The organism is Litoreibacter sp. GN1-5 (assembly GCF_055693805.1).
The window spans coordinates 1,347,485-1,370,961 of sequence record NZ_JBVFUP010000001.1 but is presented as its reverse complement, the minus strand read 5'-3'; the positions used below and the strand labels follow the sequence as shown (position 1 = coordinate 1,370,961).

Annotated in this window: 20 protein-coding genes, 2 tRNA genes and 2 pseudogenes; 8 read left to right on the top strand and 16 right to left on the bottom strand. The window is 55.0% G+C overall.

From position 1 onward, the window contains the following. Nucleotides 1–74 precede the first annotated feature (74 nt). A complete protein-coding gene (locus ACZ1HF_RS07140; RefSeq protein WP_472656841.1) occupies nucleotides 75–1,355 on the top strand; it encodes a DUF3422 family protein in 1,281 nt (426 codons plus the stop codon). Here the strand turns inward: ACZ1HF_RS07140 and ACZ1HF_RS07135 are convergent. The 6 genes and pseudogenes from ACZ1HF_RS07135 to ACZ1HF_RS07110 all read right to left on the bottom strand — a co-directional run bounded on the left by ACZ1HF_RS07135 (nucleotide 1,352) and on the right by ACZ1HF_RS07110 (nucleotide 7,324). Continuing rightward, nucleotides 1,352–2,254 (bottom strand): ABC transporter permease, encoded by a 903-nt coding sequence (locus ACZ1HF_RS07135; RefSeq protein WP_472656840.1) that lies wholly within the window; start codon nucleotides 2,252–2,254, stop codon nucleotides 1,352–1,354. The two genes, ACZ1HF_RS07140 and ACZ1HF_RS07135, sit on opposite strands and share 4 nt — an antisense overlap. Continuing rightward, nucleotides 2,247–3,257, bottom strand: a complete 1,011-nt coding sequence (locus ACZ1HF_RS07130; RefSeq protein ID WP_472656839.1) for an ABC transporter permease — start codon at nucleotides 3,255–3,257, stop codon at nucleotides 2,247–2,249. Before ACZ1HF_RS07130 ends, ACZ1HF_RS07135 begins: the two co-directional genes overlap by 8 nt. An 84-nt stretch (nucleotides 3,258–3,341) precedes the next feature. Then, nucleotides 3,342–5,060 (bottom strand): peptide ABC transporter substrate-binding protein, encoded by a 1,719-nt coding sequence (locus tag ACZ1HF_RS07125; RefSeq protein ID WP_472656838.1) that lies wholly within the window; start codon nucleotides 5,058–5,060, stop codon nucleotides 3,342–3,344. Beyond that, nucleotides 5,057–6,088 (bottom strand): annotated as a pseudogene (locus ACZ1HF_RS07120) (ABC transporter ATP-binding protein); the annotation flags it as partial. The gene ACZ1HF_RS07125 and the pseudogene ACZ1HF_RS07120, both read right to left, overlap by 4 nt. A 16-nt stretch (nucleotides 6,089–6,104) precedes the next feature. Then, nucleotides 6,105–7,108 (bottom strand): annotated as a pseudogene (locus ACZ1HF_RS07115) (ABC transporter ATP-binding protein). 57 nt (nucleotides 7,109–7,165) lie between these two features. Further along, a complete protein-coding gene (locus ACZ1HF_RS07110; RefSeq protein WP_472656837.1) occupies nucleotides 7,166–7,324 on the bottom strand; it encodes a hypothetical protein in 159 nt (52 codons plus the stop codon). Here ACZ1HF_RS07110 and argE point away from each other — a divergent pair. Together argE and ACZ1HF_RS07100 are read left to right on the top strand one after the other, a co-directional pair. Further along, a complete protein-coding gene (argE, locus tag ACZ1HF_RS07105) occupies nucleotides 7,323–8,486 on the top strand; it encodes an acetylornithine deacetylase (protein ID WP_472656836.1) in 1,164 nt (387 codons plus the stop codon). The two genes, ACZ1HF_RS07110 and argE, sit on opposite strands and share 2 nt — an antisense overlap. An 86-nt stretch (nucleotides 8,487–8,572) precedes the next feature. Next, a tRNA-Cys gene (locus tag ACZ1HF_RS07100) sits at nucleotides 8,573–8,646 on the top strand. A gap of 376 nt (nucleotides 8,647–9,022) precedes the next feature. Here ACZ1HF_RS07100 and ACZ1HF_RS07095 read toward each other — a convergent pair. Further along, nucleotides 9,023–10,429: an FAD-binding oxidoreductase gene (locus ACZ1HF_RS07095; RefSeq protein ID WP_472656835.1), complete on the bottom strand. Its 1,407-nt coding sequence runs from the start codon at nucleotides 10,427–10,429 to the stop codon at nucleotides 9,023–9,025. 95 nt (nucleotides 10,430–10,524) lie between these two features. On the opposite strand from ACZ1HF_RS07095, the gene ACZ1HF_RS07090 reads away from it, so the two are divergent. From ACZ1HF_RS07090 to ACZ1HF_RS07075, 4 genes are all read left to right on the top strand, one after another. After that, nucleotides 10,525–10,601 (top strand) — tRNA-Met (locus ACZ1HF_RS07090). 167 nt (nucleotides 10,602–10,768) lie between these two features. Beyond that, a complete protein-coding gene (locus ACZ1HF_RS07085; protein ID WP_472656834.1) occupies nucleotides 10,769–11,395 on the top strand; it encodes a hypothetical protein in 627 nt (208 codons plus the stop codon). Next, nucleotides 11,395–11,631: a hypothetical protein gene (locus tag ACZ1HF_RS07080; protein WP_472656833.1), complete on the top strand. Its 237-nt coding sequence runs from the start codon at nucleotides 11,395–11,397 to the stop codon at nucleotides 11,629–11,631. Before ACZ1HF_RS07085 ends, ACZ1HF_RS07080 begins: the two co-directional genes overlap by 1 nt. Continuing rightward, nucleotides 11,621–11,755 carry a hypothetical protein gene (locus ACZ1HF_RS07075; RefSeq protein WP_472656832.1) on the top strand — a complete coding sequence of 45 codons (135 nt, stop codon included), beginning with the start codon at nucleotides 11,621–11,623 and terminating at the stop codon, nucleotides 11,753–11,755. The genes ACZ1HF_RS07080 and ACZ1HF_RS07075 overlap by 11 nt, the downstream gene beginning before the upstream one ends. Before the next feature lie 291 nt (nucleotides 11,756–12,046). Here ACZ1HF_RS07075 and ACZ1HF_RS07070 read toward each other — a convergent pair whose 3' ends face one another. The 9 genes from ACZ1HF_RS07070 to ACZ1HF_RS07030 all read right to left on the bottom strand — a co-directional run bounded on the left by ACZ1HF_RS07070 (nucleotide 12,047) and on the right by ACZ1HF_RS07030 (nucleotide 22,530). Next, the gene (locus tag ACZ1HF_RS07070) at nucleotides 12,047–13,951 is read right to left on the bottom strand and encodes a beta-galactosidase (protein WP_472656831.1); all 1,905 of its coding nucleotides are present in this window, start codon (nucleotides 13,949–13,951) and stop codon (nucleotides 12,047–12,049) included. Continuing rightward, nucleotides 13,948–14,799, bottom strand: coding sequence for an SMP-30/gluconolactonase/LRE family protein (locus tag ACZ1HF_RS07065; RefSeq protein WP_472656830.1), 852 nt, complete (start codon nucleotides 14,797–14,799; stop codon nucleotides 13,948–13,950). The genes ACZ1HF_RS07070 and ACZ1HF_RS07065 overlap by 4 nt, the downstream gene beginning before the upstream one ends. After that, complete coding sequence (locus ACZ1HF_RS07060) at nucleotides 14,796–15,401, bottom strand: 2-dehydro-3-deoxy-6-phosphogalactonate aldolase (RefSeq protein WP_472656829.1); 606 nt, start codon at nucleotides 15,399–15,401, stop codon at nucleotides 14,796–14,798. The genes ACZ1HF_RS07065 and ACZ1HF_RS07060 overlap by 4 nt, the downstream gene beginning before the upstream one ends. Next, nucleotides 15,398–16,306 carry a 2-dehydro-3-deoxygalactonokinase gene (locus tag ACZ1HF_RS07055; RefSeq protein ID WP_472656828.1) on the bottom strand — a complete coding sequence of 303 codons (909 nt, stop codon included), beginning with the start codon at nucleotides 16,304–16,306 and terminating at the stop codon, nucleotides 15,398–15,400. The genes ACZ1HF_RS07060 and ACZ1HF_RS07055 overlap by 4 nt, the downstream gene beginning before the upstream one ends. After that, nucleotides 16,303–17,073: an SDR family NAD(P)-dependent oxidoreductase gene (locus tag ACZ1HF_RS07050; protein WP_472656827.1), complete on the bottom strand. Its 771-nt coding sequence runs from the start codon at nucleotides 17,071–17,073 to the stop codon at nucleotides 16,303–16,305. The genes ACZ1HF_RS07055 and ACZ1HF_RS07050 overlap by 4 nt, the downstream gene beginning before the upstream one ends. 55 nt (nucleotides 17,074–17,128) lie before the next feature. Further along, the gene (locus tag ACZ1HF_RS07045; protein ID WP_472659000.1) at nucleotides 17,129–19,258 is read right to left on the bottom strand and encodes an alpha-galactosidase; all 2,130 of its coding nucleotides are present in this window, start codon (nucleotides 19,256–19,258) and stop codon (nucleotides 17,129–17,131) included. 66 nt (nucleotides 19,259–19,324) lie between these two features. Beyond that, nucleotides 19,325–20,173 carry a carbohydrate ABC transporter permease gene (locus tag ACZ1HF_RS07040; RefSeq protein WP_472656826.1) on the bottom strand — a complete coding sequence of 283 codons (849 nt, stop codon included), beginning with the start codon at nucleotides 20,171–20,173 and terminating at the stop codon, nucleotides 19,325–19,327. A 1-nt stretch (nucleotide 20,174) separates the two neighbouring features. After that, nucleotides 20,175–21,104: a carbohydrate ABC transporter permease gene (locus tag ACZ1HF_RS07035; RefSeq protein ID WP_472656825.1), complete on the bottom strand. Its 930-nt coding sequence runs from the start codon at nucleotides 21,102–21,104 to the stop codon at nucleotides 20,175–20,177. A 160-nt stretch (nucleotides 21,105–21,264) separates the two neighbouring features. Continuing rightward, complete coding sequence (locus tag ACZ1HF_RS07030) at nucleotides 21,265–22,530, bottom strand: ABC transporter substrate-binding protein (RefSeq protein ID WP_472656824.1); 1,266 nt, start codon at nucleotides 22,528–22,530, stop codon at nucleotides 21,265–21,267. Between the two features lie 132 nt (nucleotides 22,531–22,662). On the opposite strand from ACZ1HF_RS07030, the gene ACZ1HF_RS07025 reads away from it, so the two are divergent. Then, nucleotides 22,663–23,460, top strand: a complete 798-nt coding sequence (locus ACZ1HF_RS07025) for an IclR family transcriptional regulator (RefSeq protein ID WP_472656823.1) — start codon at nucleotides 22,663–22,665, stop codon at nucleotides 23,458–23,460. The last annotated feature ends 17 nt before the right edge of the window (nucleotides 23,461–23,477 follow it).

The following is a 23,477-nucleotide window of genomic DNA, read 5'->3' as shown; positions in this document are numbered from 1 at the left end:
TTTTAATGATATTTTTGCTTTACAGATGAGCTTTCGGCTCTAAGGTGTGTTTCATAATATAATGGGACGTACCAATGCCACCGATTGACGATCATCCCCTGCGATATGCTTTATCGAACGAGTTGCATGCCCGCCCCTTTCCGACACTAGAAGCACCATGTGGTGCCGTATACTTGGCCATCAAACGCCCGGAAAAAGCGGCTGCACGGGACAGGGGGCAGGACATCGCCCATCTGACGGCGCTGCTCGATCGTTTTGGTGCGCCGCATCCGCAACCCGGTGCCACCCATTGGTTCGGGGATCTGGGCAAGCATAAGCTGAAATGGGAACAGCACACCGAATTCGTCACCTACACGCTTTTTGTGCAGGGGTTGGAAACCCGCCCGTTCGATGCCAAAGCATTTGAGCATTTTCCCAAGGATTGGTTGGCTGAGGCCCCTGGTCAACGTGTTACATCGGCCCTGATCCGGGTCGAAGCTGTGACGGATGAGGTTAGCATTGTAGCCAATCTGGCTGATTGGTTTGTTCCTGAAAGCCTTGCTGTCAGCCGGGTGCTGGATGACAGCGCCATCATTGCAGGTGATTTCCGGATCGATGCTGCAGGTCATACCCGCTTTGCTGTGTTCATACAGCCTGACACAGGTGCGCGCCGGATTGGGCGCATTGTCCAGCGGTTGTGCGAAATCGAGACATATAAAAGCATGTCTATGCTGGGCCTTGCACGGGCGCGCGACATGGGCCCGCGTATGGCTGAGCTGGATAAAGAGCTAACCAGCCTCATGTCCGACATGACGGGTGACGTCTCGAAGCCTGATCAGACCCTTGCTGCACTTCTGTCCATTTCGGCTGAGTTGGAAAACCTGCTGGCGCAATCGTCTTTCCGTTTCGGGGCAACCGGTGCTTATGAGGCAATCGTCAACCAACGTATCGAGGTGCTGCGCGAGATGCGCTTCAAAGGCCGCCAGAGCTTTGCTGAATTCATGATGCGCCGGTTTGATCCGGCCATGCGTACCGTCAAATCGGCTGAGCGTCGATTGCAGTCTATGGCAGAGCGCGCAATCCGCGCCGGCGATCTCTTGCGTACACGGGTCGATGTAGAGCGTTCGGCGCTGAATTCCATGCTGCTGAAAAGCATGGACAAGCGGGCTGATCTGCAATTGCGATTGCAAAGGACCGTTGAGGGGCTTTCGGTCGTGGCAATCAGCTATTACGCAGTTGGTCTTGTGATCAACATGCTGGCCCCGATTGGTGACGCGATGGGCGTCTCGAAGTTGGTTCTGACTGCACTTGCCACACCGATGGTGATCCTTGGCGTGTGGTTCCTGGTCCGGCGTATCCGCGACAAGATGATTTAGCGCCCGCGAATACGAGGGTCGAGCGCATCGCGCAAACCGTCGCCCATATAATTGACGCTCAGCACTGTCAGCGAGATTGCAAGGCCGGGCCAAAGCACACGTTCAGGGTATTGCTGAAGATAATCCACACCGTCAAACAGCAACCGTCCCCATGTTGGGAAATCCGGTGGAAACCCGAGACCTAGAAAGCTGAGCGCGCTTTCCGTTATGATGGCATTGGCGATCCCCAATGTGGCAGATACCATGATTGGCGATAGCACATTTGGTAGAATATGCCGGGTGATCATGCGACGGTTTGGCGTTCCGATAGAACGGGCCGCCAGCACGAATTCCCGCTCTTTGAGCGCCAGAACATCGCCGCGTACAATACGGGCGGTCTGCATCCATGACGTGATGCCGATAGCGCTGACCATAAGGATGAAAATTCCGCCTTCGGGACCAAAAGAGGCGCTCAGCTTGTCACGAAACAGCATGATAATGACCAGCAGCAAAGGCAGCAGTGGGAGGGCCAGAAACAGATCAGTCAGCCGCATCAATAGCCCGTCCAGCCGCTTGAAATAGCCTGCAAGCACGCCCACCAATGTCCCAAGGACAAGGGCCAGCGCCATGGCTGTGACGCCCACGGCCATTGACACGCGCCCGCCTGCCAGAACACGCCCGAAAAGGTCACGGCCCAGTTGGTCTGTCCCCAAAGGATGCGCCAGACTAGGCCCCTGATTACGCGATCGGATATCGATCTGCGTCGGGTCCAACGTCCAGATCCACGGACCGAACAGAACGGCAAACAGGATCAGAGCAAAGAAGATGGTGCCGACCATCGCCCCTTTATGGGTCTTGTACTGATCCCAGACATCCCACCATTGGTTGCGGGGCGCGCGATTTGTTGTCACGTCAGTCATAGCGGATCCTCGGGTCAAGCAGGCCATAAAGAACGTCTGCGATGAGGTTGAACAGCACGATCAGCACAGCAAAGATGAACGTCAGTGTCTGCACTGTGGGCACGTCACCCCCTTGAATGGCGATGATCAAAAGCTGGCCGAGACCGTTTACCTTGAACACCTGCTCGGTGATGATCGCGCCGCCAAAAACCGTTGGCACACCCAAAGCGATCACTGTGACGACTGGGATCATGGAGTTGCGTAAGACGTGAAGTAGCACCACGACTTGTTCGGTCAGGCCTTTAGCGCGGGCGGTACGCACGTAATCCTGATTGAGATTATCCAGCATTGAGGCCCGCATAAAACGGCTGATCTGCGCAGCATTGAACAACGCCAGAACTGAGACGGGCATGATCATCTGTTTGACTTGGAACAAGAAGGACGACCAATCCGTGACCCGGTGCGTGGTATCATAGATCGATGGGAACCACCCCAGATTGACCGAAAAGACGACAATCAACAGCACGCCTGTAAAGAAGGTTGGCACCGAAAAGCCGATCATTGAGAAGAATGTCCCGAATTGATCGAACCATGAATATTGCCGGTAGGCCGAGATGATGCCAATGGGCAGCGCGATCAGTACACCCAGAACATAGGATGTGCCCACGACCCAAAGGGTCTGCGGCATACGCTGGATCACGATATCCATGACCGGCGACCGGGTCTGATAGCTGATAATGCGCGTCTCGCCCGCCATGCCCAGATCCCAGCCGAACGCGCTTTCAAGATAGTGGCGCGGCTCGTTCCAGAAAAACAGCTCTAGCCATCGGAGGTACTGAACAATCAGCGGTTTATTAACCCCCAAAGCTTCGCGGATTTGTTCACGGACTTCGGCAGGGATAGACAAGGGCAGGTTGGCTGTAGGGTCTGATGGGGACAGTTTGACGATCAGAAAAATCACCAGAGAGATGAACAGAAGCGTCGGAATGGTCAGGATCAACCGGCGTATAGTGTAGGTGAACATCGCGAAAGGCGCCTCGGTTCAGGTCTCTGGGAAGGATGCAGATATGCAGCCCCGGAACATACTGTCCGGGACTACAAAATCAGCTTAGTTACCGGTGCGATACCAGTCTGCTGCATTCCAAAGTTCGCTATCCCAAGTGTTCAGGACAACGCCGCCAAGGCTATTGGCATGGGCAGAAACGCGGCCACGGTCCACCAGCGGGATGATGACATATTCCTGCATCAGCATGTCATTCATCTCTTTCGCGATACGCGCCCGTTCGTTGATGTCGCCGGTTCCTGCCATCTCGGCGATAAGGGCCTCATAATCTTCTGAACAGAAGCGCATCATGTTATTGCCCTGCCACTGCGTTTCAGGGCGCGGGGCCTCATCGCACGCCCAGTTTGCCATATAAGCTTCGGGGTCTGTGCCGTCGAAGTTATTGGCGAACATTTCCAGATCTGCAAAGTTCTTCTGGAACGTGTCCGGGGATGCCGGATCGCCGCCAAAGAACACAGACGCATCGATATTGCGCAGCTCGGTTTCCACGCCAATCTCGCTCCACCACTGTTTGATCAGGGCTTGGAAATCCTGACGTACCGCGTTGGTCGAAGTTTGATAGAGAATGCTCAGCTCAACACCGTCCTTATCACGCGTTCCATTGCCATTTGTGTCAACCCAGCCAGCATCTTCCAGAACCTTATTGGCCCCTTCAATATCTTGTGTCAGGCAAGCATCATTGGCTGACGACGCATAGATCGCAGGCGCAGGCAGCACGTTACATGTTGGACGGCCAGCGTCGCCATAGCCGATCTCAACCAGCAGTTCGCGGTCAATTGCCATAGACAATGCCTGACGGACTGCTTTGTCAGTCATGAAAGGGTGGGGGTGGTCAACAGTGCCCCGACGATCCCCCAAAGATGGGTCAGGGTCGGTCAGGTTAACCTCAATCCGCTCGACCAGCGTGCCGAAAGCAGACACAACAGAACCTTTGCCAGCAGCTGCCATATTCGCCAACACATCGGGGGCCAGTTGCAGGTTCCATGCGTAGTCAAATTCCCCTGTTTCCAGAACCGCGCGACCCGCCGCTGTTGCATCGCCGCCACCTTTGAACGTTACGGTTGCGAAGGCCGGCTTGTTGGCATCGCGGTAGTTTTCATTTGCGGCCAGCGTGATCACGTCATTCGGCTTGAAATCGGTGACGGTGAACGGGCCTGTGCCCACTGGCATAAAGTTTGCATCAGTGCATTCGGGGGCTTTTGGTCCAAGGCATTCGGCAAATTGCGCTTTCTGAATGATCGGAGCCTGCGCGCCGACAAAGGGGCCGTAAGGGAATGGTTTCGCGACACCGAATTTGACGATTGCTGTCAATTCGTCCGGTGTTTCAACCGAAACAACGTCATTATATTTCTCGGATTGCGCGCAACCGCCGCCTTCGGCCGTGCAATATTCCCAACTGAACTTCACGTCTTCCGATGTAAGTGGTGTGCCGTCAGACCAGACAAGACCTTCTTTCAGTTTCCATGTAATCTGTGTCAGGTCTTCGGTCACACCGCCATTTTCGACCGTCGGGACTTCGTCCACAAGCCATGGCACCATATTGCCGTCTTGGTCGTAGCGGGCGAGCGGTTCGATCACCAGACTTGCGGCTTCAAGGTCCTTGGTGCCACCGGACAGGTAAGGGTTCATAATGGAGGGCGCTTGCCAGTAGATGATAGACACATTGCCATCACGGCCGCGTTCTCCTTCATGGCCATCGGCATAGGCCATTGGCACGAAAGCAACTGCAGCAGCTGCGCCCCAAAGGGCTGTTTTCAAAGTCATGTGGGTTCTCCTTGTTGAGTGCTCTCTTGTGCCTCGGTTGCTGCCATTTGGGCAGTCTGGTTTTGTGTTTGATGTAAATGGCAAGCCAGATATCGACCTGGCTCTACCTCTTTAAAATCTGGCTGCACGGTTTTGCAGATATCAATGACCTGTGGGCAGCGGGTGCAGAAATTACAGCCTTGTGGTGGATTGGACGGGGAGGGGACATCGCCTTGCAGAATGATCCGCTCTACCTTGTCTTCTATGTTCGGGTCTGGTTCCGGCACAGCGCTGAGCAGGGCCTGTGTGTACGGATGCAGAGGGCGTGTATACAGTTCATCACGCGATGCAAGCTCGGCAACCTGACCAAGATACATAACAGCCACCCGGTCCGCGATATGGCGAACCATGGACAGATCGTGCGAGATAAACAGATAGGTCAGGCCAAGGCTGTCTTGCAATTCCTCAAGCAAATTGACGACTTGTGCCTGGATCGAGACATCCAAAGCCGCAATCGGTTCATCGCAGACAATGAATTTGGGGTTCAGGGCAAGCGCCCGTGCGATGCCAATACGCTGGCGTTGTCCGCCCGAAAACTCATGGGGGTAACGGTTCGCGAATGAGCGGTTCAAACCAACCTGATCCATAAGCTCCAACACGCGATCTTCGCGCTGGGCACGCGACATTTTCTGGTGCTCCCGCAGGGGTTCGCCGATAATCTCGCTGACCTTCATGCGCGGGTTAAGCGAGGCCTGCGGATCCTGAAAAATCATCTGCATCACGGGTCGCATTTTGCGCAGGTCTTCATCGCCCATATCGGCGATGTTGCGATCATCGATCTGAATTGTGCCGTCCGTGGGTTGGTAAAGGCGCAAAAGCGCGCGCCCGACCGTTGATTTTCCGCATCCACTTTCGCCCACAAGGCCAAGGGTTTCGCCGGGATAGATATCGAAGGATACGCCATCGACGGCTTTTACGTCGCCGCGTTTGCGTTGCAGCAGGCCCCCGTAAATCGGGAAATGCATCTTCAAGCCTTGGACGCTGACCAGCGGTTTACGTACATCATCAAACATCGCGCGGCCCCCCGGTTGTAGGGTTCCAGAAACAGGCTGCGTCATGATCAGGTCCAACCGGGACACGGCTGGGGTTTTCTTTTTGGCAGCGATCAGATGAGACCGCACATCGATCATTGAACGGGCATGAACTCGGGGCCGCCCCAAGGATAGGGGCTGGCCTTCAATGACATTCAGCTTTTCGGTGCGCGCGCCCCGGACTGAGGGAACCGTTTCCAGCAAGGCGCGGGTATAGGGATGTTGCGGATTGCCAAACAATTCGCGTACTGGGGCATGTTCGACGATCTGCCCACCATACATCACAACGACCCGGTCAGCGATCCCGGCAATCACGCCCAGATCATGGGTGATCCAGACAATGGCCATACCAAGTTTCTGCCGTAAATCCTTTACCAGCTCCAGAATTTGCGCCTGAATGGTAACATCCAGCGCTGTTGTCGGCTCATCCGCGATCAGCACTTCCGGATCACAGGCCAGCGCGATGGCAATCATCACCCGTTGTCGCATACCGCCGGAAAACTGGTGCGGATAATCTTTCAGCCGTCGCTTTGCATCAGGGATGCCGACCAGCACTAGTAACTCAACCGCACGCTTGCCAGCCGCAGCTTTATTCATCCCCATATGCTTTCGCAAAGGTTCCATAATCTGGAAGCCCACGGTGAAAACTGGGTTCAGCGATGTCATCGGGTCTTGAAACACAAAGCCAATCTTGGCACCACGAATAGAGCGTAACGTGTTCACATCCGTTTTCAGCAGATCCTGACCATCGAACAGAACCTGACCTTCGCGAACATCCGCAGGAGGTGACGGTAAAAGGCCAATCAAAGACATCATCGTGACGGATTTGCCAGAGCCGCTTTCGCCGACCACACCCAGCAATTCCCCCGGTTTCACATGGAAGCTTACAGAATTTACCGCATGCACCTCGCCGGAGCGGGTCTTGAACACGGTCTTTAAATTCTTGACGTCAAGGACCGGCAGTGTCCCGTCAGGCATGAAAATCCCCTTGATCCCTGTTACTTATCGCTTTGTTTTTATGTTGCGATTCAGCTATCAAGGCAGGACGTTACCACGATTATTGACGCTGGCAATGCTTTTACCAACGACGCTGCGTAAACTACAGGCTTTTGCATAAAGCTTATGCGCAGGGCCTTGACCTTTGGCAGCCAGCGGATAACGCTTTTCCGATCTGTTTTCAGGTGAGGTACCCATGACGTCTTCGCTCTCTGCGCGCGATTTGCTGGATAAGCTTGTCTCTTTCCCTACTGTAAGCTCGGAAAGCAATTTACCACTTCTGGATTGGGTCGAGGATTACCTTGATCAGTTCGGCGTCAAAAGCACCCGCGTTTATAATCAGGATCGCACCAAGGCGAACCTCTATGCCAATATCGGGCCAGAGGTTTCGGGCGGCATTGTGCTGTCCGGTCACACTGATGTTGTGCCGGTAGAGGGGCAGGCGTGGGAGACGGACCCTTTCGTCGTGTCAGAGCAGGATGGCAAGTTGTTTGGTCGTGGGACATGCGACATGAAAGGCTTTGACGCTCTGGCGCTGGCCGCTGTCCCAATGGCGTTGGAACGCGGTATCAAGCGCCCGCTTCAACTTGCGCTCAGCTATGATGAAGAGGTTGGCTGCATTGGCGCGCCCTCGATGATCGCAGAAATGCGCCAGACCCTGCCGCCAGCAAGTGCGGTTATCGTCGGAGAACCCTCGATGATGAAAGCCGTCTCGGGCCACAAAGGGGGCACCGGCTTCAAGACCCACCTGCGTGGGTTCGAAGTACACAGCTCGATCATGCATACAGGCGTTAATGCGATTATGTATGCGTCCAAACTGATCGAATGGGCCAATCAGGTGAATGCAGAAAATCAGGCCAAAACGCCAAACACTCTGGCCGCTCAGTTCGAACCGCCCTTTACGACGGTCCATGTCGGCACGATCAAAGGCGGCACGGCACATAATATCACAGCTTTGGATTGTTGGATGGGCTTGGATTTCCGGTGTGTTCCGGGCGAAAGCCTTGACGATTACAAAGCGCGCTATCTCACAAAAGTGGCCGAGGTCGAGGCCGAGATGCAGGCCACCCACCCAAGCTGCTTTATAGAGCTGGATCAGTATTTTAACGTCCCGCCCCTGCAGCCCGAGCAAAACGGCGCCGCCGAGCGTCTTGTCCGCCAGATTACTGGCGACAATGGTACCCATGTGGTCAGCTACGGAACAGAAGCCGGCCAATTCCAGGCCGAGGCCTATTCCGCCATCATCTGCGGACCCGGTGACATCGCGCAAGCACATCAACCCAATGAATTCATCACAATAGACCAGTTCCAGAAGGGTGAGGTCTTCATCGAGCAACTTGTAGACCACCTTACTCAATAGGCCAGAGACGCTTGCAGGTTACACGACACACCATCACATAATCGCTTGACGCCAGTTCTGCGTGAACCTAATCAGTCATGGCTAACGGCGAGTTGGCGGAGTGGTTACGCAGCGGATTGCAAATCCGTGTACACCGGTTCGATTCCGGTACTCGCCTCCATTTAATTTCAAGCACTTAGCCATCTCCTTCTTGTGCCCCTAACGGGGCGTTTACAGTTGCGTTTACAATTTTGCCGTCGCGACGCTGCTTCTCGCGCTCCAGTAAGTCGAGGACTTCCGCGCTCTCGGCAGGCGAGACGGCGGCATAATGTTCGATGACGGCGGCCGCGTAGCGAAGCGACCACCCCATATGATTTGCGATCTGGTTGAGACCGAGACCTGCGCGGAGTAGCCTTGTCGCTGCCGTCCCGCGCGTACGGTCGCCGCGTATCGCAGCGACTAGCCCATGTGATTTACGATTTGGATCAGATATGTGGCGTGAAGATCAAAGCTACCTGACATTCAACAACATAGGTCCCGTTTGGTGGCCGATGGACTCACGGCAGCACTTTGCCGGGGTTCATGATGCCCTTTGGGTCAAGCGCTGCCTTGATCGCGCGCATTGTGTCCAGCGCGGCTTTGTCCTTGCGCCGAGCCATGCTGGGCTTTTTGCTGAGCCCAACGCCATGTTCCGCCGAGAAGCTGCCGCCAAGCTCCAGCGTCAGATCTTCGACCGCCTCCATCAACTGGTCTTTCAGGGCTGCGTCGTCGCGGGTGGGGTGGATCGTATAATGGATATTGCCGTCCCCCAGATGCGAGACAGTCATGCTGCCTGCGCCGGGGTCTAGCTGGGTAAGACGTTGCTCCATCCGGGTCACAAAGGTTTCAACACGGTCCAGCGGTACGGCGATGTCATTGTTGACCAGTGGCAATTGTCCCAAAGCAATTTCGGCGGCGGCTTCGCGTCTGGCCCATATTTCGGCCCGTTGCGCGTCCGATTGTGCGACCATAGCATCAAGGACCTTACCAGTGTCCAGCATTTCAGCCAGCAGCGTTTGCAGATGTTCGACGATCGGAATTGTGCTGTCCGGGGCCGGGTCTGCATCGCGGGCGGCGGTGGCCCCAAGCTCGACCAGAATATTCACGTCGTAAGATGCCTCAAATGGCGCGCGTGCTTTGGGGAATAGCTCCAGATGCTTTTCGATATAATTGCGAGGCATGTATTCAAATGCTTCGACAGCATTGCCAGTGCTGCCTTGCAAACGGTTCAGCAGGCCAAGCGCATCCCCCAGTGTTGGCACGGCAACCATCGCTGTGGCATAGGCGCGCGGTTTCGGGAAAAGTTTCAGCACTGTGGCAGTGATCAGACCCAGCGTGCCTTCCGCTCCGATCATCAGGTTCTTCAGATCATAGCCTGAGTTATCCTTATGCAGCGCACCCATCAAATCCATGATCTGCCCGTCAGGCAAAACGACTTCCAATCCCAAACAGAGGTTACGGGCACTGCCATATCGCAAAACATTGGACCCACCCGCATTAGTGGACAGACATCCACCGATCATGGCCGACCCGCGTGCGCCAAAGGTCAGAGGGAAGGTCAGATCATGTTGCTCAGCCGCGCTGTGCAGATTGGCAAGGATCACACCGGCCTCGACCACTGCCACGCGCGCGCCCGGGTGAATGTCTCGGATACGGTTGAGCCGTTCCAGCGAGATCATCACCGCATCTGGCGCATAGGTGCCACCGTTCAAGCCGGTATTGCCGGACACAGGGACAATCGCGGTGCCTGTCGCGCTGCACGCTTTGACGATGGCGCTGACCTCAGCCGTAGAGGTAGGCCGAACAACCGCAAGAGGCGTGGCCTGATATTGGTGCGTCCAGTCGTGATCATAGCCTGCGGTATCTTCACCGGTCAGAACATGGGCGGCGCCGGTGATTTTGATGAGTGTTTCAAGCAGTTCCATGCACTCTGTTCTCATATATCGGATCACGGCAGGCAAGGGATAAAGATTCCTGCTTGACGTACCGGGCCGCGGCGCATAGATCAGGCTTCGTTTTCGGCGGTGTAGCTCAGCTGGTTAGAGCAGCGGAATCATAATCCGCGTGTCCGGGGTTCAAGTCCCTGCACCGCCACCAAAATTTCTTTATGAAAACAAATGTTTGAATTTTTAAGCAAGAAACCACTTGTAGATATGTACGGACTCGCGGGACACTTCCAGAAAAGGTGAGAATTGGTCATGTTTTCGAAGTTGTCCAGAAACCTGGGTCAGAAGCGCCAAAGTCCTTGGGACCAGCTTTTCACCATGGAAAAACCAGTGCGAAGAACATTCGAACCGATGTCGGCCCCTGAAAATGCTGATGATAATCTGCGAAAATTCTTCGAATTAACTGAGGCATTTCAGCCTTACCTAAATCAGGTTATCGGAGGCGAATGGAGCTACGATGAAAACACCTCGGGTTATGTGAGCTTAGGCACATACGATGCTCCAGACTATGGCCGGAATTTTTCGGTTTTTTACAATGCAGCTAGTGTGGGGGAATTGGCGATTGTACCGAATATGTTTCCTGAACACGATGGATGGGCCGAACTGCGACTTCGGCTGCAATATCCTGTAGAGCTACTCCCAGCGAATACAGTCTTCCATCTGCTGCAAATGATGGCTTCGACGGCACTAGATTTAGACGAAAAATCAAACGGTGGCGAACTTGCAAGGAACATTGCGACGCAAGCAATGACCATGGGACTTTGGGACGTAAAGCAAAACGATAACTCTACGGTTGTAGAAATGAATGTCTCTGGATCGTTTGGTTTCTACCACTCTCACATCGACCATTGGAGTAAAAATGGAATCGATCCATGGAAGAGGTTTGAGCCCAAGCGTGATAATGAGTCCTCACAAGAGATTTCCAAAAAAAATGGTGCTGAGTGATGGTAGCGATTTTGCGGATTACTGGTTGGTTCGGCTTAGCGATCTCTACATTCAATGCAGGGATCAAGATATTCGCCGATGATGATGCTTTGCTCAGGTATGCAGGACAAAGCAGGAATTTAGACCTCAATATCTCAACATGTGCGTTTTGCCTGCTGTTTCTAGCTCTAGCCTCCATCTTGTCCGAAGTTCGAAAAATTAACCATTCCAACGATGGTGCAGGTGATGAAGGCTAGAGTGGCGGGGGTGGTAATCGGTGTGCTGATCGGGACGATCATCGGTAGTGGTACTGGAATTGTTGGTGGGCCGTTCGAGGCTATGGCAGGAGCCTCAATCTTCATGATCGGCGGGGGCATATGAGGCCTTAGTGCTGGTCCTGATATTTCTAAACAGATTGAAAAACGGTGGACAAAATGACTCCCCGGAAAGGGGTTAATGAATGAGTGTTGACCAATGCGATCAGTGTAACGGCCTATATTCGTGGGCGCGCATGGGGCCGGCTGTGCCAGGTGGCAAAGAAAGGAAAGAGGTCGCTTGCCCCCACTGCGGCGACGTCAAGTTTTCTGAGATGACAAGCCAATTCTTCTTTGTTCGAGCGGCAAGCGATGAAAAAATCCGCAGTTGGGAAATGAATAATTCTGACCTGCTCCCCTATGACAATTCTGTCCAGTAAACTTCGGTGGGCTCCAGTGTTTTTCCATCAAACGCAACCGGTGCGGCACTGTAGTTGAAGGCGAAGCGGTGGGTTGCCGTGCGTCGCAGGCGCAGACCATCGGGCAGGGGGATTGTCTCAAGGCCCAGCTCGGCACAAGTGATTTGCAGAATGCGGGCCAGCGCTGTTTCTTCCAGCCAACCGGCCACGTAGCGCAAGGGGCCTGCGCCGATCAAAAGCGGCTCACCTTCTGCCGTCTGTTCCAGAATCTGGGCGGTCGTCTCGATATGCTCAAACCAATGTCTGATCGTGCCGCCCTTGGCCACAGCGCGGGGCATATCTTCGCGGAAGGTTTCCACATGGGTCACGGTGGCCTCCAGCCCCGGCAGGTTGGGGGGCAGCGGGGTAGGGATCGTAAGCTCCGCCGTTTTGGAGTTGCTGCGCGGCCCGATCAACGCGACGCCTTTGAAGCTTTGCAGTGCTTTTTGCAATGGCTCGGGCAGGGTCAGCAGACCCGATGCGAGCACAAGCTTATAGTCCGACAGATCGCGCGTGTCGGGTGGAAGGATATCAATATCAAGACCCAGCTTGCGTAAGCCCCGATAGACCTCAAAGACCAGTCGGAAATAGTCGAAACTCCGCCCTTGCGGCTGGACATCCCACGCCCAGGCAGAGGCATAGTCGAAGATCAGCGCGACCTTTGCTTTTGCGGTGCTGACATCGGGTATCTGCGCAATTTCCTGTGCGACTTGGGCAGCTTCCGCCAAGGCCGGCGCTGGCGCGCTGTCGGGCCTTAGCAATCCGGCATGCATCTGTTCCTGCGCGAACGGGGCCTGTCGCCAGCGAAAGTAGCAGACCGTTTCCGCACCATGGGCGAAGGCCTCCCACGCCCAAAGGCGACACATGCCGGGCAAAGGGGCGGGGTTGACCGGGGCCCAATTCACAGGGCCGGGCTGTTGTTCCATGATCCACCAGCGGCCACGCCCGACAGTGCGGTAAAGATCGTGGTGGAAGGCCTGAAAATCCGGATCGCCCTGTTGAGCATAGGCGCGTTTGTGTTGGGGGCCGTCTTCCATACGGTCCTCAAGAAAGCCCAGCGGGTAGCTGTCCCAAGAGGCGATGTCGAGATCAGCGCCCACGTCGAAATGGTCGAAATCGGTGATCCGGCCCATATAGTTATGGATGATCGGAGCATCCGTATGGGCACGAATTATCGCGGCCTGTTCACGGTTGAACCGAACCACCTGATCCGAGGAAAACCGCCGAAACGCCAGCGCGTGGGACGGGTTGGGTTCTGTCACGGTCAGGTTGGGCAGGTCGATCTGATCGAAGCTGTCATATTCCATCGACCAGAATACATTTCCCCAAGCGCGATTGAGCGCGTCAGGCGATTGATATTTCTGCGCAAGCCAGTCGCGGAACGCGTGTTTTGCGGCGTCGGAATAGGACAGTGTCGTGTCATGGCAGCCATATTCATTATCGGTTTGCCATGCCGCGATATGGGGGTTTGCCCCATAACGCTTGGCAAGTATTTCAGTGATCCGACGGCTTTCAGAAAGATAGCCCTCATGGCTGAAGCAATAATGACGGCGCGAGCCAAAACCACGCATGCGGCCTTCTTCATCCAGTGCGAACATATCCGGGTGCTTGTCTGCCATCCAGCGCGGCGGTGTCGCGGTGGGTGTGCCAAGGATCACCTTTAACCCGGCACTGCCCAAAACATCGATCGCCCGGTCAAGCCAGTCGAGTTGCAGATTGTCCGGTGCAGGTTCCAGCCGCGACCACGCGAATTCACCAATGCGCACCCAGCTTAAGCCCGTCTTCACCATGAGGGCAGCGTCTTCGGTCCATTGGCCTTCCGGCCAATGTTCCGGGTAGTAACAGACCCCAAGGGTGCGCTTCACAAGATCACCTGTGGCTCAGGTATGCCTTTCACATCGGTGTCCGTGGCAAAGGTCATTCCGGCCTGTGGCTCTGCCGCAAGCTGTTCGTCCGTCATATCCTGTTGCGCTGAGGTCGCAAAAAGTGTGGTCAGGTCCGCACCACCCAACGCAGGGCAGGAAATCTCGTTTGCCGGAAATGCGTAGGTCTGAAGCAATGTGCCTTCGCTATCATATCGCGCCACGCGGAACGCACCCCATTGGGCGTTCAGCACAGATCCGTCAGCGGCGGTGATTGAGCCATCAATGCCAAACGCCTCGTTCGTACAGTCAATGAAAACCTCAGGCTCTGCATTAGGCCAGCCTGCATTATCCAGCGTAACACGCATCATTTTCTTGCTGGCCGTATCGGTATAGTAGGCGCAGCTGCGGTCCGGGGCAAAGCAGATCGAGTTGCTGATCGTTATGGGGCTGAATAGCTTGCGCAGCTCACCGCGATAGTAGCGGTAGATCGCCCCAAGGCCGGGCTCGGCGCGTTTGCCCATGGTGCCGATCCAGAACCCGCCAAACGGGTCTGCGCGCCCATCATTCGATCGGGTCAGGGGCATATCTGCCTCTAATGGCATGACATCCATGCGCGCCCCTGTCTCGGTATTGAACTGAAATAGCGCGGTCTCACTGGCAATAAGAAGGCTGTCTTCGTCAAGCCAACCTGCGGCAGAGACATGTTCATCAAACGCCCATTCAGCCCCGTCATCACACATCAACTTGCAGCCGATAATATCGAACCAATACAGCTGCTTGCGTAAAGGGTGCCAAAGCAACCCTTCCCCCAGAAGGCATTTGCGCTGATCAAGAACGCGCCATGTCATACGAAGGCCTCGTCATAAGCGGCGACCATATCGCGGGCAATGGGTGTGATCTCGGCGGCAGAGCGGCCGGGTTTATAGAGCGCTGAGCCGATGCCAAACCCATCTGCACCTGCGGCTTTCCAGTCGGCAAAGCCGTCTGGGCCCACGCCCCCCACCATATACATCTGAACCGATGCAGGGATGACAGCGCGCACGGCTTTCAGACCGTCAATGCCCATCTGAAATGCCGGGAAGACTTTCAAACCAGTCGCGCCGGCTTTCAGGGCCGCAAAACATTCGCTTGGTGTAAGCACGCCGGGCCAGCTTTGCAGACCCGCCTTGACAGTCGCGACGATGACGTCTGTATCTGCGTTGGGCGATACGATCAGTTTGCCGCCGGTTTGTGCGATTGCAGCAACGTCCTGAGTGCTGAGCACTGTGCCCGCGCCAATCAGCGCAGTGTCGCCAAAGCGTTGCGCCATCGCGCCGATACTGTCGAGCGGTGAGGGGGAGTTCATCGGAACTTCGATCTTGGTAATACCTGCATCAATCAAGGCCTCACAGACGGGCAAGGCCTCGTCAGGGGTAATGCCGCGCAAGATGGCGATGAGGTTTCGGCTCATGATATCAAGTCCTTATAAGCAGCGGTCAGCCCTTTCAGGGTCATCGGGTCGCCATCATGCTGGGTCAGGGTCAGGCCCTGCGCTTGCAAGGCAGCAGCATAGATTGCGTTGAGTTTAGGGGCGCCCACCAGCGCTATGTTCTGACCCAGCCAGTAAGGGCGTGTGGCGGCAAGTTCAGCCCCCAAAAGCGCGCCAGACAACCGTGCGCGTGATGTACCGCAAGATACGCCCTGCAACAGATCACCTGCCCGGATCTGGAACAGGCGGGCCGCCATGGTTTCGGGTTTTGACAAGGTATCACTGACGGCCTCGACAAAGGCGTCTTCGTCCCAATCGCTTCCATCACCCACAGAATGGCGTAGCACCGAGGACTTGGCGAGCAGGTTGAACATCTCGCCTGTCAGAAAAGTCTGGAACGACACGACCTCGCCTGCACTGATATGGACCCATTTGGCATGGGTTCCGGGCAGGCAGATAACGCCATCAAATTGCGGTTCACTGGCCAGAAATCCGGCAATCTGGGTTTCTTCGCCGCGCATAACATCCGGCGGGTCGTTTTGCTTAAGCCCTGGCAATATATACATTTTGATGCGCTGGTCCGCGCAAGGTGCTTCATGCAAAACAGCATGGGGCTTGGTCGGGACGCTGTTGTAAGGGGCCTCTGCCCATCCTTGACGTGACCCTACCATGCCACAGGCAATGATTGGTGTTTCAGGTTTGCCAAGCCACGGCTCGATAAGGGCCAAAAGTGTGGGCTCAAACTGGTCTTGCGTCAGTCCCGCCATGCCCTTGTCGGAAGTTGCCTGATCATAGGCCTGACCATCTGATTGCATCGCCCATGCGCGCAGATTGGTCGTGCCCCAATCAACCGCGATCCAGTCGGCATATGTAATAGCGTCGCTCACCCGGTTGTCACCACGCCACCATCAATGACAAGCGCTTGACCTGTCATCATTTTGGAAGTTTTAGAGGCAAGAAAGAGTACACCGTTGATCATATCATCGGGGTCGAGCGTGTCTTTCAGGCATTGACGCTCCAGATGTGTGTTCAGGCCTTCTTCTGTGACCCACATGTCCTTTTGCTTTTGCGTCAAGACCCAGCCAGGGGCCAGTGCGTTGACGCGAATGCGGTCGGGGCCAAATTCGCGGGCCAGCGAACGCGTCATGCCGTTGATGCCGGAATTAGATGTCGTGTAGATCGGGTATCCCGCATTGCCCATCATGTAGCTGATCGAACTAAAGTTAATGATCGAGCCGAAGCCTGCCTGTTTCATCATCGGAATGACGGCCTGACAGGCAAAGAAATAGGCTTTCAGGTTTACGGCAATCATCCAGTCCCAGAATTCGCTGTCCACGTCTTCGGTCGTGTGGCGCTTATCATTGGCCGCATTGTTCACAAGGCAGGTGATGGGACCATGCGCTTTGGCAGAGGCCTCTATCGCGGCACGCAGCGCTTGTGTGTCGGTGATGTCGCCCTGAATGAACAAGGGTTTTCGCCCATGCTTCTTTTCCATCTCGGCCACGAATTCTGATGCGTCGGAGCGACCGATGAAAGCGACTTTCGCACCTTGCTCAAGAAACCCATCTGTCAATGATGCGCCAATGCCGGAGCCACCACCTGTGATGAACACAGAGGCACCGTCAAGGTCGTGGAAGGTGGCGGTTTTGGTCATGTCTGTCCCCGCAAGAATATCGGATTTTTGTCATGGTTAGCTTGTGCGCGCGCTTTCATATCTTTTGCCCTTCAAGAACCCACATGGTTTCGGGGAAAGACCATGGCAGGGTGAGGCCATGATTCATCAGGTAGGCACCGGACAGGTCCACTGGGTTCTCTTTCAAGACCGGGGTTCCACGCGATAGTCCGGACGCATTTGCACGGTTGATCAGGGTAATGCGGTAGGTCGCACTTGGATCAAGGCGGGTGAGCCGCAGTGGACGGGGCGCGATTTGCGCGCTGGTCGTGGCCTTACCAACAAAGGTGACGAACTTGGTGCCATCCTCTGCCATCTGTTGCTCGGCAATCACAGCGGGATCAGCACTATCAAGCCGCAGGATATCGGCGCGCAACATCCAGGTGCGGTTATATTTCCACCAACTTGTGACTTCGCGCAGCACCGTTTCCTCTTCTAGTGTCAGTTCGCGCGGATCCATCTCGAACCCCATATGGCGTTGGGCAGCGACCCAGGCGCGGAATGATATATCAAGTGTTCGGCCAGAGGTATGGCAGCGCCGGGGTCCCACATGCGAACCGGTTATAGCCGCAGGCAGAAACAGCGCGGCGTTGTGCTGCATCTTGAGCCGTTCCAGCGCATCGTTTGAATCAGACAGCCAGATCCGTTGCGTGCGGCTGAGGATACCAAAGTCGATCCGCCCACCCCCTGACGCGCAGCTTTCAATCTCGACCTTAGGGAAGGTGGTCCGTAGTCGGTCAATCAACGCATAAGACCCGCGGGTCTGTGCGGCGTCAGGGGCGGGCAAAACCCTGTTATGATCCCATTTGATATAATCGATGTCATGGGCTGACAGGACAGCAGACATGCGTTCATAGATAAAGTCGCGGACCTCGGGAAGCGCCATGTTAAGCGCTTTTTGTTGGCGGCCCAATGTCTGATCCTCTGAGCCCAGCGCCCAGTCGGGATGAGCGCGATAGAGGTTGGATTCCGGGTTGATCATCTCGGGCTCGAACCAGATACCGAAGCTCATGCCAAGGTCGTGGACATGGTCGATCAGCGGGTCCAGACCATCGGGATATTTGCGTGGGTCCACCTCCCAATCAGACAGGGAGGTCGTGTCATCATCGCGCTGCCCAAACCAGCCGTCATCCAGCACAAAACGCTCTGCCCCCAAATCGGCCGCCCGGTCAGCGATGTCCTTGAGGATTGGCAGTTTATGGTCAAAATAGACGGCTTCCCAACAATTGTAATGGACCGGACGCGGGCGTGCCGGGTTTGGGAATTGCACAATGCGGTCACGCAAGTGGCGCTGGAAGGCAACGGCGCATCCGTTTAGTCCATCGACCGAGAAGGTCACATAAAGCGGCGAGGTTTCGAACCGTGTCGCGGGCGATGTTTCCATCCGCGCCGCATGACCAAACTGTATCTGGCGTCGGCCATCGGGCAGCTCTTCGGCGATCATCTTGTGACCACCGGACCAGCCATAGTGGAAAGCATAGGCCTGCCCTTGTGTGTTGGTCGCGCCTTTGCAAGGCACGATCAGACCGGGGAAATGTTCGTGGCCAGTCCGGCCGGTGCGGTTTTCGCGGTAGCGCATTCCGGCAGACCAAGGTGTGCTGGCAAGTTGGAATTCCCCGCACCAGCGACCATGCACATCAATCATTTCGTCAGACAGTTGCGGGGCAGGTAGCACGGGCGCTGCCAGCCAGTGCAAGTGGACAGGGCGATCTGCCTCCAGCACTGCGCGGGTGGTGATGATGCGGGTGTGGCTGTCCGTCTCAAAATGCGCAGTGTAGTGCAGCATATTGTCCGTATCATCGTAATGCAGCACCAGCGTGGTGTCGCTTTGTTCGGCCCTGTCGAAGCAGAATTTTGGCAGTAAGGGCGTGCCGTCCGTGTCACGCAGGATCAAGCCGGGCTGGCCGGGGAAAGTGCGCACGGCCTCGGGGCAGATGCTGAGATCAGGGTTTTCATCCAGCATCCCGCCCGTCACGTCTAATCTGTGCGCGGCCGCAAGCGCGCCCAGATCTTCGTTCGGGGGCAGGGGCGCGCCCCAATACACGACTTCTGGCAATCGTGCCCTGCGGGCCGCAAGAACCAATGTCTGACGCCCATCATCTAGCCTGTAGCATTGCAGAAGCTCTTCAGGCTGATCAGCAGTTTCAACGCTCTTTTGATCAAGCATCAAGACCGGGCTGGCTTTATCTTCGCCACCCATTGTGAACCGGGATTCCATAATGTTCTCCGTGAGTTATTTCACAGCGCCTAATGTTAAACCGGCAATGAAATGCTTTTGCATCAGAAAGAACATCGCCACAGGAGGCAATGCAGCGACAATTGAGCCTGCGCTCATCAAATGATAGGCCGCACGGAACTGCGCGTTAAAGCTGGTAATGCCTGCGGTCACGGGCTGGCTTTCAACGCCCTGGGTCAGCACAACGGCCCAGAAAAAATCGTTCCAGATGAAGGTAAAGATAAGTACGGCCAACGCGGCGAGGGCGGGTTTCATCAAAGGGAGCACGACAAACCAGAAGATACGCCATTCAGCAACACCTTCGACGCGTGCAGCCTCGATCAACTCAAACGGTAGAGCCCGGATGAAGTTCCGCATGAACAGCGTGCAGAACCCGGTTTGGAACGCGATATGGAACAGCACAAGGCCGGGGATCGTGTTATAGAGCCCCATATCAAGCGTCAGATCACGCACAGGGACCATAAGGATTTGGAACGGGACGAAGTTACCCGCCACGAACATGAAGAACACCCAGATATTCGCCTTGAACTTGTAGATACCCAACGCGAAGCCGGTCATCGATGACAGAATGATACAACCAATCATCGTAGGCACCGTGATCAGGATCGAGTTCATCATGTAGCGCGGCATATCGGATTCAAAGAACACCTTGCCGTAATTCGCAAACATCTCAAACGAAGAGGGAAAGCCCCAGTAATTGCCTGTGGTGAAGTCTGCGTCCGGTTTGACCGAGAAGACGGCCACTGCGATCAGCGGCAGCAGCCACAGGATCAGCATGATGGGCAGCATGACCTTATAGGTGGTCTGCCAGGCCGGTGAGGTTTTTTCGATAGGTGTTGGAAACATTTCAGCGCCCCTTCTCTTCGGAATACATGGAGTAGAGGAAATAGACGATGAAGCAGAGCATGATCAGGAACAGAACCACCGCAATCGCAGCGCCATACCCCATGCGGAAGCCGTATTCAGACAGGGCAACCTCGAACATATAGAAGGACAGCACCCGGCTTTCGCCGTAAGGGCCACCATTGGTCATGATCGAGATCAGATCAAACGATCGAAGGGCGCCGATGATCGTCACCACGAAGGCGATAAATGTTGCGGGTTTGAGCTGTGGGATCACCACATACCAGAGCATCTTGTGGCCCTTTGCCCCGTCCAGCCGCGCGGCTTCGATCTGTTCCGGATCGACGGCATTCAGCCCGGTCAGATACAGGATCATGCAATAGGCTGTCTGTGGCCAGAGGCCCGCCGCGATAATGCCATAGGTCACGTAATTCGGATCACCGAGCACATTGATTGGCCCGGCACCAAAGATGCCGATGAACTGGTTGAGCAGACCGAAAGTCGGATCGTAGAACCATGTGAAGACAAGACCGACAACAACCTGACTAATCACGAAGGGAAAGAAGAACAGCGATTTATAAAGCCTGATGCCGAAAACCTTCTGGTTCAACAGAAGCGCGATACCAAGCCCCGCAGGGATGGCCAGAAGGTAAAGGATAAGCCAAATAATGTTATTTCTGAGCGAGGTAAAGAAATCCGGGTCATCCCATAGCTCGGCATAGTTTCTCATGCCAACATATTCTGCGTCGCCCAGACCGTCCCACTCGAAGAAAGAGATGTTGATCGACTGGAAGATCGGAAAGATGACGTAGACCATAAAGAAGAGGACGCCAGGTAGCAAAAATAGCCAAGGCGTGACCGCGATCTCATTACGCTTGTACCAGGATTTTTGTGGCCCCTGATATTCGGTCTGCGGTAGCGCGGTCGTGCTCATAGAAGAACCCCCGGATGGTGATGGTCAGTTCTGGTCAACTGCGGCAAAGCGCATGTGAAAACCCGACAAACGGTTTGCAGATGGGCTTTGAAGCCAGTGTACCCGTAGGGCAGGTGCGTTTCACCCGCCCTACGGAGTGTTCATGTATTATCGCGACATTTTATTTGTAGATACGTTCGGCGGCTTTATCCAAACGGGTCAGGATCGCGTCCAGATTATCTGGCTTAACCATGAATTCTTGCAAGCCTTCCATGCCGACCTTCGCCATTTCCGCTGGTGCATCACGGTCGAAGAACTGCGCAACACCACCCGGTGAGTTGCTTGACAGCATCTCGAAACCTTCCTTGAGGAACTTGTCGTCATCTACGGAAGAATTCGCGTTTACAGGCAGCTGCCCCAGATTTTCGCCGTTGTTGATGATGGTCTGGTTTTCAGCCGAAACCACAAACTTCAGAAACGCCTTAGCGGCATCTTTGTTGGCAGCACCTGACGGGATATGGAACGTATCCGTCGGGGCGTCTTCTGCCAATGGGATCGACGCATCAATAGCGGGGAACTGATAGAAATCCAGTTGGTCATCCGTCAGACCCGCTTCGCGTAGAGGTGCTACGGCAAAGTTGCCTTTCAGAATCGCGGCAGCGTCACCACTGACGACAAACGGTAGCGATTCCTGCCAGCTATAGGACGTATGGTTGTCGATAAACGCACCCATATCCAGCAATTTGCGCCAGTTTGCGAATGTCGCGCGAACTTCGTCGCTGTCCCACTTCTTCTCACCAGCCAGCAAGGCTGCGTGGAAATCGTAGCCATTGGTACGCATGTTCAGATAGTCGAACCAGCCGCCAGCGGGCCAAAGGAACTTCGTGCCGATTGTGTAGCACTTTTTGCCGGATTCGATGATCTTAGCGCAGTTTGCGATCTCTTCATCGAACGTGGCAGGCTCTGCCAGGCCCAGCTCTTCGTAGATGTCTTTACGATAGTACACGCCCCACTGGTAGTAGGTGTAGGGCACGCCCCATTGCTTGCCATCAAGCGTCATAGCACCTTTGGTTGACGCCAGTTCTTCGCTGATCTGATCGTCCCAAAGATCGGAGATATCTTCGAACAGGTTAGCATCCACATAAGGACGCATCCGGTTCGCAGCATACCAGTTGGCAACATCTGGCGTATTCGCCGTCAGAAAGTTGCGGATCTGGGTCTTGTAAGCTTCGCGGTCGATGACCGTCAGTTCGATATTCAGATCGGGGTGCAATTCGCCGAAACGCTCCACCATGCCTTCCATCACAGCGCGGGGCGCAGGGTTCGACATGTCGGAGAATATTTTCAGATCGCCGGACAGTTTTTCGTGACCATCGGCAAAGGCAGCGGTTGAAAGAATGGCCGTCAGGCCAAGCGCCGCAGTAGACGCTTTAAGTATGGAACGCATGGAATCCTCCCTAGATTTAAGCGCGCGTTGTTCCATTATTCGAAACTTAGTTTTGCATATTGAAAACTAAACCGCGACTCGGTTAGGGTTGTCAACAGGTTTCCCGAGGAGGGGAAACCTCGGGAGGATTTCATGACGGACACGTCAAACCAATCTGGCACTGTGGGAAAGGCGCTTAGCGTTCTTGACCAAGTGGCAGGATTTGGCCGTCCCGTCCGTTTCTCGGAACTGCTTGAAGCAAGCCAGTATCCCAAGGCGACACTTTACCGGCTTTTGCAGACCCTTGCAAAGCAGGGCATGGTTACATTTGATCGTGAGCGACAGGTATATTCGCTGGGGGTCCGACTGGTTCGGCTGGCCCATCAGGCATGGCGTCAAAGCTCGCTCGCGCCTATCGCACGGCCTTTTGTTGAAAAGTTGTCGCGGGATGCAGGGCAGACTGTTCATCTGGCGCAGCTTGACAATGGGCAAGTGCTCTACGTGGATAAATGCAACGCGGTGGAGCCTGTCGAGATGTACAGTCAAGCCGGCAAGATCGGGCCTGCCTATTGCACCGGCGTTGGCAAGGCGATGCTGGCCTGGCTATCGAAAGGCGATCAGGATACCGTTATCGCGCAGCAGTCTTTCCATAAATTTACATGCAATACCCTGACGGGGGAAAATGCACTACGCGCAGAACTGACCAAGATACGTCAAATTGGCTATGCTTTTGACAATGAAGAACATGAACCTGGAATTATCTGCGTGGCATTGCCAATTCTGTCGCGACGCGCGCGGGTTATGGGAGGGCTGTCTTTGACAAGCACAACAGAGCGCCATTCGATCAAGTCGCTGGAAAAAATGGTGCCGCAGATCAAACAAACCGTGAATAGCATTGCCGAAAGTGCTGAAAGCTGGCGCTTTCCAGATGAAATAATAGAACACGCATAAGGGACTGGGAGGATATT